Genomic DNA, 13,158 nt, shown 5'->3' with positions numbered 1-13,158 from the left:
GAAGCACATTTTGGCGGGAAGTAGTCTTTTAACCTTATTGGACGATATTGCCACGCTGCTGGACGATATCTCCGTCATGGGAAAACTGGCGGCCAAGAAAACGGCTGGCGTACTGGGCGATGATCTTTCTCTCAATGCGCAGCAGGTCACAGGCGTAAGAGCCAACCGCGAGCTCCCGGTAGTATGGGGAGTGGCAAAAGGCTCGTTCCTGAATAAAGTGATTCTGGTGCCGCTGGCGTTACTCATCAGCGCCTTTATTCCCTGGGCCATTACACCGCTATTGATGCTGGGCGGCGCATTTCTCTGCTTTGAAGGCTTTGAAAAAGTGCTGCATAACCTGCATGCGCGCAAGAATAAGGAAGATCCGAAATTGCGCCAGCAGCGGCTGGAAACGCTTGCAGCTCAGGATCCGCAGGCCTTTGAACGCGATAAAGTAAAAGGGGCGATCCGTACCGATTTTATCCTGTCAGCCGAAATCGTCGCGATTACCCTGGGTATTGTGGCTGATGCGCCATTGCTTAATCAGATCCTGATTTTATCCGGCATCGCCATTCTCGTGACCGTTGGGGTTTACGGCCTGGTGGGCGTCATTGTGAAGCTCGATGACATGGGATATTGGCTGGCGGAGAAGAAAAGCGCACTGGCGCAGTGGGTTGGAAAAGCGCTCCTGGCCATCGCGCCGCGATTGATGAAAATTCTGACTTTCGTCGGTACCCTGGCGATGTTTCTGGTTGGCGGCGGTATCGTGGTTCACGGCGTAGCGCCGCTGCATCATTTCATCGAGAATTTTGCCCATGGGCTAAGCGGAATGCTGGCATCCACATTGCCTGTGGCCGCTAATCTGGTGCTAGGATTTATCATTGGCGCTATCGTCTTTGGCGTCGTTAAAGCTATCACCGCGTTACGCGGCAAAGCGAAATAAATCCCTGCGCCGGCTACGCAAAATGGGCCGGGGTCGTCTAAGGTGAAACAGTTTCTTCCTGATACCGGAGGCAAAAATGGTCTTGTTGGTCAGTGATGAAGTCAGACGAAAAAACGGCGGACCGCGGATGGTCGTCACCGGCATTGCCGACGATATGGTCGAGTGCCGGTGGTATGACGGACAGGTCGTACAGCGTGAAGCCTTCCGTGAAGATGAGTTGGTCCGCGGCGAAGGGCAACATTCGCAGCATAATTAGATGTGCAGCGCCCGCTGGTGCGGGCGCTTTTAATATTGATTACGTTCGGACAAGGAGCGTTGATGTTGTTGGTTTCTTTGACCGTACTGCGAGTAAATAATGGATAAGCCGCTCTGGCCAAAAAAGTTTCATCGCCTCTTCAATCCGGGGCGAGTGGTCAATATCTGTTTCATCGTGGTGCTGTTCTTTTCAACGTTGCTCATCTGGCGAGAAATCCGCGTACTGGAAGAAGCCTACGTCGCCAACCAACGTAATAATCTTGAGAACGTGGCCCATGAAATGGATGGGCTGTTGCAATTTAATCTCAATCGTCTGCTCTTTTTCCGCAACAGCATGCAATCAGCACTGGAGAATCCGCTGGATTTCGCGATTCTGCGCCGGGCCGAACAGGAGTACATCAGTAAACGTCATGATCCCATCTGGTCAGTCGAGCTAAACAACCGGCGTACTCTTACGGTATACGGGGTTTCAGATTCTTTTGTCGACGCTGATGATCTGTTATCGCGTAATAATCCTCAGGCCAGCAATGAACTGATGGCTACCCTTGAGCTGGGCTATCTTCTGCGTTTGACCAATAACAACAGAATTTTCAGCGAGCGCATGTCCTACGTTTCTCGCAGCGGGTTTTATACCACTACCGATGCCCCGCGCAGTTCCAGCCAGGTGCTGGCGCAGTTCTCGCGAGATACGGGGTCAGCATGGTTTATGCGGCAAACCCAGCGTGATAATCCAGGGCGAGGGATCCTCTGGCAAACGACTCAACAAGAAGACGGGTATACGCAACCGCAGGTGGTTACGGCCTCGATTCCTCTTGATTATGAGCACTACTGGCTGGGGGTGCTGGCGATGGATTTTTCCATCCGCGACCTGCAGAATTTTCTGGTCAGTGCGGTAAAAGGAGGGCAAATGGGCGAGTATCAACTGTATGACAAGCAGCTCAATTTGCTCGCCTCTTCGGCGCCGGATGATGTCCTGACGCCGCTCTCGCCAAAGGAACAAGAACAACTTCGTTATGCGTTGACCAATGATAACCATGGCGGCATACGTCAGTTAACTCGCTATATCAGTTGGGAAAAGATCCGCAACTTTGACGGCGTACTGTTGCATATTCATACTTTGAAAGAGGGGGTGCGTGGTGATTTCGGGACCATTTCCATCGCCCTGACCCTGATGTGGTTAATGTTTACCCTCATGTTGATTGTGTCGTGGGGGGTTATTCGCCGTATGGTCATCAACATGAGCGTGTTGCAGGCGTCCCTTGAGTGGCAGGCCTGGCATGACGCATTAACGCGGCTGCTAAATCGCGGCGCTCTGTTTGAACGGGCGATCGCGGCGGCCCGAAGCTGCCGGCGGAATAATCAACCGATATCCGTCATACAGCTGGATCTGGATTATTTTAAAGGCATCAATGATAAACATGGTCACCAGGCAGGGGACCGTGTTTTGACGTTGGTTGGCAGTACTATTATGGGACAGATTCGCGAGCAGGATATTGCCGGACGCGTTGGTGGTGAAGAGTTCTGTATCGTTCTACCCAATACCCAACTGCCGCAAGCGCGTGCGATTGCTGAGCGTATTCGTCTGCGTATCCATAGCCGGGAGATATTGTTGCACAATAGCGTTAGTTTGCGGATCAGCGCCTCGCTGGGGATAAGTAGTAGCGAGACATCAGATGAGTTTAACTTTGAGGAGCTGCAGTCGATTGCCGATCATCGCCTGTATCTGGCTAAGCAGAATGGACGTAATCGGGTTTGTTCGGCTGGGTAGGGCCTGGTAATGTGAGGATGCTCACCTTTATTGCCGCGTTGTTGCTCTTCGGTATGGGAAAATTCTTAAAAAATGCATGGTGCAAGCATACCGTTCGTAAAAGAACGATAACAGGCAAGCCTTGTCGCGCCTGGGTTATTAAATAGGTTGTACATATAAGCCGCATTTCTCAATAATTCTCATCATGAATACTTCTTGTCATGCAAAATAATTGAGGATAATGTCTTCCATGCATCGGATTTCCCGGTGTAACGAATTTTCAAGTGCTTCTTGCATTAGCAAGTTTGATCCCGACTCCTGCGAGTCGGGATTTTTTTCACCTGAGCTTAGCGATTGGCTTCAGTAACGCTAAAGTCATGAATATCAAGCTCAAAGGCTTCGGCCAGCTCGCGCCATGTGTGTTCATCACGGCCATTGATACTGACATGATGCGGATCATCTTCACTACGATGTACTTCGCTTTCGCTAATCTCATTGATCGCCGCCAGCAGGGCATCGACATTAACGTCAATCCCGTCGGTATTCATCACACCGTGGTCTTTAGCGGATTTCATCATCACTACCTCGCTCGGCTCTGAAAGGGCCTCTTTAAGTATAGACGGTCTATAAAAACGCCAGTTGCGCTGGCTGAACGCTGCGTGAAGTCAGCTTTTGTTCTACACTGGCTCAAAACGAGAGGAGGCGAGTTATGCAGGTAAACGATCGTGTCACGGTAAAGACCGACGGTGGCCCACGTCGATCGGGGGTAGTACTGGCAATTGAGTCGTTTAGTGAAGGAACCATGTATCTTGTGGCGCTGGAAGATTACCCGCTGGGGATCTGGTTTTTCAATGAAGTGGGGCACCCGGACGGCATCTTTGTTGAGAAAGCAGAGTAGGCCCCCATTCAGAAACTGGCGGTAATCGCCGCCAGTTTGCCATCAGCGCATATTGACGTAAATGCCGGAAGTAATGTTTTCAGCCAACCGAACAATGTGGTAAATCACCTGTTTATTGTGCGTCTGGATTTTTTTCTTAATATTACCTTTATGTGACGAAACGGTTTTTGCTTTGATATTCATCTGCCTGGAAATATGTGAAGTAGCGTGGCCGGCCATCCACATTTGCAGCATATTCGATTCGGCCTGACTGAGCGATAGAGTGGGAATGCGGGTGCGTAATTGGTTTAGATTATTGGCGCTATCGGTCTGCAGATAATTACCCAGTATGTTATCAAGGTCTTTCGGTGTAAGGGATTTTGAGCTGATAAGTAAATTCTTGCGTACAAGTAAATAGTGATCAAAATGGATGTTGGCCAGCGACATAAAAATAACAAATAGAGTATCGGGGTAGGTGGTAATGATGTCGCGGATAAGTTGATTGCTCTCTTCGTGATGTATAAAACAGTCCTCGTTGAGAAACACAACCGCCGGACGCAGCGATTCGCAGCGCTCTTTCAAACTCTGTGCGCTACGCACCTCAATGATATCGCGCTTCTTTATTCCCCGGCTTGCCAGATATCCGGTTAAACCTAGCCGGGTATAGCTGCACAAATCCATGATAATCGTTGACATGACCCATCCTCAATCAACACGTAACGATAATTCATCTGGCCCAGGCCGTGTGATGAAGTCCATTTTTGTAACACCTGACTTTATGCGGAAAGCATTAGCCAGGCTAAACTATTCGCTAATAATACTCATAATTTGCCAGGAATATTCTCAAAGTAAAGCCATAGAAAAAGAATAAACAGACTCTGACAGTAATAATGCCCGGTGTCGCGGCATGTCGTCGCCAGAATTGTAATTTATTTTCGGATTATCCTTATGGAGGGGCAGCCTATTAAATTGGCGTTGGCTGTATTCTATTCAAAAAATGCATTTGTCATTCAGGTTTCATACAACTAATAATAATCGGTAAGAATAAATGCTGAGATTGACGGCGAAGCTAAGCAACGGGAGCATCGCGCAGGGGTGGCGGCCTTAACGCTTTAATGCCACAATACTTTTTTATCGGTTTGTGGGATGGATGATGAAAAAGATTGTTATGGCTGGCGCGCTGCTTACCCTGGCCGGATGCGTTCAGGTTGATACCTATGAGGCGGTGGTCAAAGCGCCGGCGCCTGCAGGGCTGGAAGGGTTCTGGCAATCGAAGGGACCGCAGAGCGCAATGGTAAGTCCTGAGGCGATAGCGACGTTTATCGTTACCAAAGACGGAGATACTCTCGATTGCCGTCAGTGGCAGCGGGTAATTGCTGAGCCGGGAAAATTAATGAACCGCGACAATCAGGTTTATAATGTGACCAGCAGCCTCGATATTTATCCTATTGAACGTACTGGAAACACGCTGGAATACGATCGAATGACGTTAACCCGTGTTGAACGCTTAACGCCGGAATGCGAGCAGGCCTGGAAAAAGAACCAGACGGCGAGTACGACCGCGCAGTAATCGATGTTGGCGGGCCGGCTATAAAGCCAGCCCGCTGACCTCAAAGCACCTCTTCAATCACCCACACGCTTACGCTGCCTGCATTACAGGTGAATACGGCATTGCCCTCGTCATCAGTCTCAATAACCTCTTGTCGATTATTGAGAAAATCCTTCCAGCGTTTATTGGCATAATTCTCGCCAAGCGGTAACGTTTTCTCGCCATCGTCTCCGTTGGAGAGCACCACTACGCAGCCAGGATGTTCATCGGTGCCGCTGCGGCTGAAGGCGATACAGTTAGGATGATCGAACCACAGCGTTTGTACGCCGTGGGCGAAACGCTGACGCGCATCGATGAGTTCGTGAAGCTGCTCGATAACCGGCATCTCGATGGAGTATGTCTGGCCATCTCCGCCGGTATCTTCATAACTTGCGCCGAACAGGTCGGCGTAAAATACCGAGGGAACACCGTTTTCACGCAGTAAAATCAGCGCATAGGCTAACGGCTTAAACCAGGCCTCGACCGGCGCTTCCAGCGCCTGAAGCGGTTGGGTGTCATGATTTGTGACCAACGTGACCGCATGGAATGGGTCGGCTTCCACCAGCGTCCCGGTGAAGATTTGACTCATGTCGTAATCGCGGCCCTGACGCGAGGCTTCATGGAATTTCATCTGCAGCGGCGCATCAAACAGCATGGTATTACCGTCAACAAGGTCGATGTACTGCTGTAGCTTATCCACCTCGTGTGACCAGTATTCGGCAACAATGAATAGCGGTTTATCGGTGGACCCCTGCACATGCTCAATCCACTCTTTATAAAACCATGCCGGAATATGTTTGACGGCATCAAGGCGGAAACCATCGCAGCCGGTCTGTTCAATGACCCAGCGGGCCCAATATTTTATCTCTTCGGTCACGGCATGGTTACGGAAATCGATATTTTCGCCCATGAGATAATCGAAGTTGCCCATTTCATCGTCGACCTGATCGTTCCAGCCATCGCCGGTGTAGTCATTAACCACTTTGAATACGCCATCTTCATCGGGATTTTCGATATGGTCGATACCGCTAAAACATTTATAGTCCCAGATAAATTGTGAATATTTGCCAGCGCGGGCCGGAAAGGTATAGCGGGTCCAGGCTTCACATTCGATGATTTCTTCCGCGATTTGCGTGCGGTCCTGTTCATCAACGCGTTGTACGCGGATGCGTTCTTTCTCATCGGCGCCCATCTTGTGGTTTACGACGACATCAAGAAGTACGGCAATTTGATGCTCTTTTAGCGCATTAATCGCCGCTAACAGCTGAGCTTTATCGCCGTATTTGGTGGCAACCGATCCTTTCTGATCGAATTCACCGAGGTCGAAAAGATCGTAACTATCGTAGCCAACTGAATAACCGCCGGAAGCGCCCTTATAGGCGGGCGGCAACCAAATCATATTAATGCCAATTTCATTGAGATTTGGCGCAAGGGCTTCTACTTCCCGCCATAACTCGCCACCTTCCGGGTAATACCAGTGAAAACATTGCAACAACGTGGGATTTTTCATCTTCCATGCTCCTGGCGTCATCAAGCTGACCTTTGCAGTATGGGAGATAACTGGCAAATATGAATAATTTCGTTGCTTTTTCGCTATACCCTAAATAGCCGCATATATAATAAATTGGCATAAGATGTAGCGGATAGATGTTGGTAGGCTGCTGCTAAACGCCTTACACTACACGAAAATCTCATTATATTCGGGGTATCTATGAAATTAGCACTTCTGGGTCGTCAGGCGCTGATGGGCGCAATGGCCGTAGCATTGATGGCTGGTGTAAGCGTGAAAACCTTCGCCGCTGAAAATCTGCTTAATCAGGTCAAAGAGCGCGGCACGCTACGCGTTGGCCTGGAAGGTACATACCCGCCGTTTAGTTATCAAGGCGATGATGGCAAATTGACCGGTTTTGAAGTTGAGTTTGCCAATGAACTGGCGAAACACATCGGGGTGAAAGCCGATCTCAAACCCACCAAATGGGACGGCATGCTGGCTTCTCTCGATTCTAAACGTATTGATGTGGTGATTAACCAGGTCACTATTTCCGACCAGCGCAAGAAAAAATACGACTTCTCCACCCCTTATACTATTTCTGGTGTTCAGGCGCTGGTGAAAAAGGGTAACGAAGGCGTGATTAAAACCGCGGCGGACCTGAAAGGTAAAAAAGTCGGCGTTGGTCTGGGTACCAATTATGAAGAGTGGTTGCGCCAGAACGTACAGGGCGTTGATATCCGCACCTATGACGATGACCCGACAAAATATCAGGACCTGCGCGTAGGCCGTATTGACGCCATTTTGGTTGACCGTCTGGCAGCGTTGGATTTGGTCAAGAAAACGAACAACACTCTGGCTGTAACCGGTGAAGCATTCTCCCGACAGGAGTCCGGGGTGGCGTTACGTAAAGGAAATGAAGATCTGCTGAAAGCGGTGGACACCGCTATTGCAGATATGCAGAAAGATGGCAGCCTGAAGGCGCTTTCAGAAAAATGGTTTGGTGCTGACGTCACTAAGTAACGTCTGAAGATGAAAAAAGGCGCTGATAACGGCGCCTTTTTTTATTTCGCCAGCAACTGCGTGCATAATAAGGATAACTGAGTCTGGAGGTGCCATGTCACTACAAAATTTAACGCGTTTTCCGCGCCTGGAATTTATTGGCGCGCCGACGCCGCTGGAATATCTACCACGCCTGTCCGATCATCTCGGACGGGATATTTTTATAAAACGCGATGATGTCACCCCCATGGCGATGGGAGGAAATAAACTGCGTAAGCTGGAGTTCCTCGCCGCCGATGCGCTGCGTGAGGGGGCTGATACGCTGATCACCGCAGGGGCGATTCAATCGAACCATGTGCGCCAGACGGCAGCCGTGGCTGCGAAACTGGGGCTGCACTGCGTCGCGTTGTTGGAAAATCCGATAGGCACGCGTGCTGAAAATTATCTGACTAACGGTAACCGCCTGCTGCTGGATCTGTTCAATACTCAGGTTGAGATGTGTGATGCATTAACCGATCCCAACGCGCAGCTTGAAGAGCTGGCGACACGTATTGAAGCTCAGGGATACCGTCCTTATGTCATTCCGGTCGGCGGATCTAATGCCCTTGGCGCGTTAGGTTATGTCGAAAGCGCACTGGAAATCGCCCAGCAATGTGAAGGCGCGGTGGAGATCTCTTCGGTAGTAGTCGCCTCCGGTAGCGCGGGTACTCATGCCGGGCTGGCGGTAGGCCTGGAACAGCTGATGCCGAACGCAGAGTTAATCGGGGTGACCGTGTCACGTAGCGTTGCCGACCAGTTGCCTAAGGTGGTGACGCTGCAGCAGGCCGTTGCCAACAGTCTTGAGCTGCAGGCCAAAGCGGAGATTACCTTATGGGGTGATTATTTTGCTCCCGGATACGGTACGCCCAATGAAGAAGGCATGGAAGCGGTGAAACTGCTGGCGCAACTGGAAGGTATCCTGCTGGATCCGGTTTATACCGGAAAGGCTATGGCCGGGCTGATTGACGGCATTAATCAGAATCGCTTTAAGGATGAGGGGCCGATTCTGTTTATCCATACCGGTGGCGCGCCCGCGCTGTTTGCTTATCATCCGCACGTCTAATGCAGAAAAAATCGAATGCAAGAAAGTATCCAACTGGTCATTGACTCCGCGCCTTACCTGTTAAAGGGCGCGGTTTTTACGTTACAGCTGAGCATCGGCGGTATGTTCTTCGGCCTGCTGCTGGGCTTTATCCTCGCACTGATGCGCATGTCGCCAATCTGGCCGATCAGATGGCTGGCGCGGATGTATATCTCTATTTTCCGCGGAACCCCGCTGATTGCCCAACTGTTCATGATCTATTACGGTTTGCCGCAGTTCGGTATTGAGCTGGATCCGATTCCGGCGGCGATGATTGGCCTGTCATTGAATACTGCGGCCTATGCGGCGGAAACGCTGCGCGCGGCGATTGCCTCTATAGATAAAGGGCAGTGGGAAGCTGCCGCCAGTATCGGCATGACGCCGTGGCAGACTTTGCGTCGGGCTATTTTACCGCAGGCTGCCCGCGTGGCGCTGCCGCCGCTCTCTAACAGCTTTATCAGCCTCGTCAAAGATACTTCGCTGGCGGCGACGATTCAGGTACCGGAACTGTTCCGCCAGGCACAGTTAATTACCTCACGTACGCTGGAAGTATTTACGATGTATCTTGCCGCCTCGCTGATCTATTGGGTGATGGCGACTGTGCTATCGACGTTGCAGAATTATTTTGAAAATCAGCTGAATCGCCAGGAGCGTGATCCAAAATGAGTGCGATTGAAGTCAAAAAACTGGTGAAAAAATTCCACGGGCAGACCGTGCTGCACGGTATCGATCTCGAGGTTCAGGAAGGGGAGGTCGTGGCGATTATCGGCCCAAGCGGCTCTGGTAAAACCACGCTGTTGCGCAGCATTAACCTGCTTGAAAGCCCCGAAAGCGGTACCATTCGCGTGGGCGATGTGACTATCGATACTTCGCGTAGCATTGGCCAGCAAAAAGGGTTGATCCGCCGTCTGAGACAGCACGTTGGCTTTGTGTTCCAGAACTTCAATCTGTTTCCGCACCGAACGGTGCTGGAAAATATTATTGAAGGGCCGGTTATCGTCAAAGGCGAAGATAAGAACGAGGCTATTTCTCTGGCGCGTGAACTGCTGGCAAAGGTAGGGTTGTCGGGAAAAGAGAATAGCTATCCGCGTCGTTTATCCGGCGGGCAGCAGCAGCGTGTGGCGATTGCCCGCGCGTTAGCAATGCGCCCGGATGTTATTCTTTTTGATGAGCCAACTTCTGCATTGGATCCAGAGTTAGTGGGCGAGGTACTCAACACCATCCGTCAACTGGCGCAGGAAAAGCGCACCATGGTTATTGTCACCCATGAGATGAGTTTCGCTCGCGATGTCGCCGACCGCGCCATTTTCATGGATCAGGGGCGTATCGTCGAACAAGGTAAGGCCAGAGAGCTATTTGCTAACCCGCAGCAGCCGCGTACTCGTCAGTTCCTTGAGAAATTTTTAATGCAGTAAATGTTACCATTCTGGCGCGGCTGACCCTAACCGGCAGGGCGGTCGTGACCAGATAATCGGCGTACCCGCCAGGCGGATGGGAAATGTTAGCCGTTCAGCCAGACCAAATGTCGACCATTCCATCGCAGATTGAAAATCACGACGTTGCAGCGGCGCGAAAGGCATCTCATGTCGTGCGCCAGGCCACTCCATCAGGCTGGCTGCGACGCGAGCCAATGACAGCCGCGCATGATAACCTTTGCCGCTCTCTATGCGTTGCGCTATCCCTTTTAGTACTGCGGCAGCCATCAGATAGCCCGTCGCGTGGTCTAACGCCTGTACCGGAAGCGGGATTGGTTTATCCGCGTCGCGCCAGCGTTGACCGGCATGAGCGATACCACAGGCCATTTGCACCAGACTGTCGAAACCGCGTCGGTTTCTCCATGGCCCCTCCCATCCCCAGGCATTTAGTGAAACATCAACAATTCCCGGCGATAACGCGGCTCTGGTATGACAATCAAGACCTAGCGCATCCAACGCGTCAGCGCGGTACCCGTGAACAATGACGTCGGCTTGCGAGATTAACGTGATTAAACGTTGCTTATCGGTTTGTGTTTTTATATTCAATCGGGCGCAGCGCTTACCCAGCGTAATCTCTTCTTCGAGTGTTGGTTCTTGCCAGTCGACAGGATCAATACGTAATACATCAGCGCCTAACCCTGCGAGAAAACGAGTCGCGACGGGGCCAGCAATAACCCGGGTTAAATCCAGTACCCTGATACCGAGCAAAGGGCGGGAGGGGGAGAGGGGCCAGGCAACCGACGGCCCCGGCGGTGAATCGGCTTCTATCAGCAGCGGTTGCCGGCTGACGGCGATGCCCTGCGGATGTGCTCGCCACTCTTCCGCGCTGCGCATCGCCGCCGCGCAACCGCCATTTTCCACCACCGCTTGTTCCAGCGCATGCGAGTGCCATTGACGAACTTGTTGAGCCAGCGTTTGTCGAGTCGCATGTTGTCCCAGAATCTGCGCCACGGCGAGTCTGTGATGGGGGGCATTCGTATGCAGTCGGATCCATCCATCTTCCGTTTGATAATCTCCCGCTAATGGATCCCAAAGCTGCTGTGCTGGACGATTATGCGGCCTGGCGCTGGCTGAAAACCAATATGACGCCAGCCGGCGATCCACTATCGGCATGGCGGCTGTTGAGCATAAGCGGGCAAGGTAAGCGGCGGCGATCCCCATTGAGGCGGCAGCAAAATCACTGACTGCAAAGCAAGAAGATAAAGCCCCTGGGTGGCGGAAATCGATTGGCGGGACAGAGCTTGCGCTAAAGTCTTGCCACATCCGGGAAAAGAGCTGCATAGACGAGGACGGCGAGAGCATATTTTCCTCCTGAGTTCGATAAATAATCGCCAGCGAAAATCGAATAATGCGATGGCTACGTTATTTTATACATATAAATAAGATTTATGTGTTAGTTTTATGTATTTATAATAATGATTATCAATCAGGGGTTATTTGGTAGGTTATGAGGGACATTGATTTTTTCAGCTGGCGGCGGGAAATGCTGCAACAATTCCAGTCAACTCATGATGGGGATTCGGTTTATAACCTTCTCCAACAGCAAACAGAAGAACTGGAATACGACTACTACGCACTCTGTGTGCGCCATCCGGTGCCTTTTACACGCCCGAAACTGACGCTGCAATCAACTTATCCTCAGGCCTGGATGTCACATTATCAGGCGGAGAATTATTTTGCTATTGATCCGGTATTACGCAGAGAAAATTTTCTTCGTGGACATCTACCATGGAATGACCAGCTTTTTTGCGAGACCCCAGAATTGTGGAATGGCGCGCGCGATCATGGTTTAAATAAAGGCGTGACGCAGTGTCTGACCTTGCCAAATCATGCGTTGGGCTTCTTATCGGTTTCTGCTAAAAATGCGCAGCCGGGTCCGTATCACGAGGACGAATTAGAGTTACGTCTAAGAACGCTGACCGAGCTTAGTCTGCTGGCGTTGCTGCGGCTGGAGGATGAAATGGTTATGCCGCCGGAGATGAAGTTTAGCCGGCGCGAGCTGGAGATCCTAAAATGGACCGCAGAAGGAAAGACCTCGGCAGAGGTAGCGATGATATTGTCTATTTCAGAAAATACGGTCAATTTTCATCAGAAGAATATGCAGCGGAAATTTAACGCCCCCAACAAAACGCAAATTGCCTGTTATGCCGTCGCAACAGGATTAATTTGAGCGAATCGCTCGTTCTGCGTGTCAGACGTGAAACCGGCTGTCAGCAATCGCTTTCAGCCGGTCATTTCTTACTGACGGTAAGCTTGTTTAATTTGCTTAACGGTGCTGGAGAATACGGCAGCCTGAGCCTCATCTTCCATCTGCGCGATTTGCTTTTCCATTTTAATAATCACGCGGCCAGCATCTGCCTGACCCATAGCCTGAAGCATTAGCGTCAGCAGGGCTTTCAGGCAGGAGACTTCCTGCGCCAGCTGTTGATTATTTTCTGCAGTGGAAAAATCTGGTGTGCTCATCGATATCCTCGTTTGCTATCAGCGCTGTTGCGCAATACTAAATGTTAAGGCGGCGCAGTATACCACAAGCGGTAGAAAAAAAAGGAGCGCGTGATATGTGTTGCTGATGTTGCGCGCTGAGCGGTTAAATTTACTGAATAATATCTGTTCATCTAAGTGCTCATCGTTAATATTTTCCACCGCTTTTGGCGGAAGTTAATTATTGTTACATCTTTCGAAT

15 protein-coding genes are annotated in these 13,158 nt (G+C 50.8%); 10 read left to right on the top strand and 5 right to left on the bottom strand.

Annotated features, from left to right (window positions below):
- The first annotated feature begins 10 nt into the window (after window positions 1-10).
- The 3 genes from ABLU80_RS14325 (at window position 11) to dgcQ (ending at window position 2,945) form a co-directional block, all read left to right on the top strand.
- Entirely contained in the window at window positions 11-922 is a 912-nt protein-coding gene (locus ABLU80_RS14325; protein ID WP_015705985.1) for a DUF808 family protein, read from the top strand.
- 76 nt (window positions 923-998) lie between these two features.
- Window positions 999-1,178 (top strand): DUF2158 domain-containing protein, encoded by a 180-nt coding sequence (locus ABLU80_RS14320; protein WP_015365895.1) that lies wholly within the window; start codon window positions 999-1,001, stop codon window positions 1,176-1,178.
- A 99-nt stretch (window positions 1,179-1,277) separates the two neighbouring features.
- Window positions 1,278-2,945, top strand: coding sequence for a cellulose biosynthesis regulator diguanylate cyclase DgcQ (gene dgcQ, locus ABLU80_RS14315; RefSeq protein WP_015365896.1), 1,668 nt, complete (start codon window positions 1,278-1,280; stop codon window positions 2,943-2,945).
- A 326-nt stretch (window positions 2,946-3,271) separates the two neighbouring features.
- On the opposite strand, the gene yodD is transcribed toward dgcQ, so the two are convergent.
- Window positions 3,272-3,499, bottom strand: coding sequence for a YodD family peroxide/acid resistance protein (yodD, locus tag ABLU80_RS14310; protein WP_015705984.1), 228 nt, complete (start codon window positions 3,497-3,499; stop codon window positions 3,272-3,274).
- A 134-nt stretch (window positions 3,500-3,633) separates the two neighbouring features.
- Between yodD and dsrB the strand changes: the two genes are divergently transcribed.
- Window positions 3,634-3,822, top strand: a complete 189-nt coding sequence (gene dsrB, locus ABLU80_RS14305) for a protein DsrB (protein WP_015365898.1) — start codon at window positions 3,634-3,636, stop codon at window positions 3,820-3,822.
- A 42-nt stretch (window positions 3,823-3,864) separates the two neighbouring features.
- Here dsrB and rcsA read toward each other — a convergent pair whose 3' ends face one another.
- A complete protein-coding gene (rcsA, locus tag ABLU80_RS14300; RefSeq protein ID WP_015365899.1) occupies window positions 3,865-4,497 on the bottom strand; it encodes a transcriptional regulator RcsA in 633 nt (210 codons plus the stop codon).
- A gap of 454 nt (window positions 4,498-4,951) precedes the next feature.
- Between rcsA and yedD the strand changes: the two genes are divergently transcribed.
- The gene (gene yedD / locus ABLU80_RS14295; RefSeq protein ID WP_026612265.1) at window positions 4,952-5,371 is read left to right on the top strand and encodes a lipoprotein YedD; all 420 of its coding nucleotides are present in this window, start codon (window positions 4,952-4,954) and stop codon (window positions 5,369-5,371) included.
- A gap of 40 nt (window positions 5,372-5,411) precedes the next feature.
- On the opposite strand, the gene amyA is transcribed toward yedD, so the two are convergent.
- Window positions 5,412-6,899 (bottom strand): alpha-amylase, encoded by a 1,488-nt coding sequence (gene amyA, locus ABLU80_RS14290; RefSeq protein ID WP_032711948.1) that lies wholly within the window; start codon window positions 6,897-6,899, stop codon window positions 5,412-5,414.
- Window positions 6,900-7,100: 201 nt separating this feature from the next.
- On the opposite strand from amyA, the gene tcyJ reads away from it, so the two are divergent.
- From tcyJ to tcyN, 4 genes are all read left to right on the top strand, one after another.
- Entirely contained in the window at window positions 7,101-7,901 is an 801-nt protein-coding gene (gene tcyJ, locus ABLU80_RS14285) for a cystine ABC transporter substrate-binding protein (RefSeq protein WP_015365902.1), read from the top strand.
- A 94-nt stretch (window positions 7,902-7,995) separates the two neighbouring features.
- Entirely contained in the window at window positions 7,996-8,982 is a 987-nt protein-coding gene (gene dcyD, locus ABLU80_RS14280) for a D-cysteine desulfhydrase (protein WP_213796050.1), read from the top strand.
- 15 nt (window positions 8,983-8,997) lie between these two features.
- A complete protein-coding gene (gene tcyL / locus ABLU80_RS14275; RefSeq protein ID WP_015365904.1) occupies window positions 8,998-9,666 on the top strand; it encodes a cystine ABC transporter permease in 669 nt (222 codons plus the stop codon).
- Window positions 9,663-10,415, top strand: coding sequence for an L-cystine ABC transporter ATP-binding protein TcyN (gene tcyN, locus ABLU80_RS14270; protein ID WP_015365905.1), 753 nt, complete (start codon window positions 9,663-9,665; stop codon window positions 10,413-10,415). Before tcyL ends, tcyN begins: the two co-directional genes overlap by 4 nt.
- A gap of 3 nt (window positions 10,416-10,418) precedes the next feature.
- Here the strand turns inward: tcyN and ABLU80_RS14265 are convergent, their stop codons facing one another.
- Window positions 10,419-11,777, bottom strand: a complete 1,359-nt coding sequence (locus tag ABLU80_RS14265; RefSeq protein WP_213796049.1) for a CoA transferase — start codon at window positions 11,775-11,777, stop codon at window positions 10,419-10,421.
- 145 nt (window positions 11,778-11,922) lie between these two features.
- Here ABLU80_RS14265 and sdiA point away from each other — a divergent pair, with 145 nt between their 5' ends.
- Window positions 11,923-12,645: a transcriptional regulator SdiA gene (gene sdiA / locus ABLU80_RS14260; protein WP_020078446.1), complete on the top strand. Its 723-nt coding sequence runs from the start codon at window positions 11,923-11,925 to the stop codon at window positions 12,643-12,645.
- Window positions 12,646-12,713: 68 nt separating this feature from the next.
- On the opposite strand, the gene ABLU80_RS14255 is transcribed toward sdiA, so the two are convergent.
- Window positions 12,714-12,938 carry a DUF2594 family protein gene (locus ABLU80_RS14255; protein ID WP_015365908.1) on the bottom strand — a complete coding sequence of 75 codons (225 nt, stop codon included), beginning with the start codon at window positions 12,936-12,938 and terminating at the stop codon, window positions 12,714-12,716.
- Between the last annotated feature and the right edge of the window lie 220 nt (window positions 12,939-13,158).

The sequence above is a fragment of the Klebsiella sp. CN_Kp104 genome, assembly GCF_040064515.1.
GTDB classification, from domain to species: Bacteria; Pseudomonadota; Gammaproteobacteria; order Enterobacterales; family Enterobacteriaceae; genus Klebsiella; species Klebsiella aerogenes.
The sequence above is the reverse complement of the archived record's forward strand: the minus strand, read 5'-3'. Positions and strand labels throughout refer to the sequence as shown.

Bases quoted from the DNA above. Each gene is read 5' to 3' on its own strand.
- ABLU80_RS14320 (WP_015365895.1), top strand. From the start codon at position 999: ATGGTCTTGTTGGTCAGTGATGAAGTCAGACGAAAAAACGGCGGACCG.
- dgcQ (WP_015365896.1), top strand. From the start codon at position 1,278: ATGGATAAGCCGCTCTGGCCAAAAAAGTTTCATCGCCTCTTCAATCCG.
- yodD (WP_015705984.1), bottom strand. From the start codon at position 3,499: ATGAAATCCGCTAAAGACCACGGTGTGATGAATACCGACGGGATTGAC.
- dsrB (WP_015365898.1), top strand. From the start codon at position 3,634: ATGCAGGTAAACGATCGTGTCACGGTAAAGACCGACGGTGGCCCACGT.
- rcsA (WP_015365899.1), bottom strand. From the start codon at position 4,497: ATGTCAACGATTATCATGGATTTGTGCAGCTATACCCGGCTAGGTTTA.
- yedD (WP_026612265.1), top strand. From the start codon at position 4,952: ATGATGAAAAAGATTGTTATGGCTGGCGCGCTGCTTACCCTGGCCGGA.
- amyA (WP_032711948.1), bottom strand. From the start codon at position 6,899: ATGAAAAATCCCACGTTGTTGCAATGTTTTCACTGGTATTACCCGGAA.
- tcyJ (WP_015365902.1), top strand. From the start codon at position 7,101: ATGAAATTAGCACTTCTGGGTCGTCAGGCGCTGATGGGCGCAATGGCC.
- dcyD (WP_213796050.1), top strand. From the start codon at position 7,996: ATGTCACTACAAAATTTAACGCGTTTTCCGCGCCTGGAATTTATTGGC.
- tcyL (WP_015365904.1), top strand. From the start codon at position 8,998: ATGCAAGAAAGTATCCAACTGGTCATTGACTCCGCGCCTTACCTGTTA.
- tcyN (WP_015365905.1), top strand. From the start codon at position 9,663: ATGAGTGCGATTGAAGTCAAAAAACTGGTGAAAAAATTCCACGGGCAG.
- ABLU80_RS14265 (WP_213796049.1), bottom strand. From the start codon at position 11,777: ATGCTCTCGCCGTCCTCGTCTATGCAGCTCTTTTCCCGGATGTGGCAA.
- sdiA (WP_020078446.1), top strand. From the start codon at position 11,923: ATGAGGGACATTGATTTTTTCAGCTGGCGGCGGGAAATGCTGCAACAA.
- ABLU80_RS14255 (WP_015365908.1), bottom strand. From the start codon at position 12,938: ATGAGCACACCAGATTTTTCCACTGCAGAAAATAATCAACAGCTGGCG.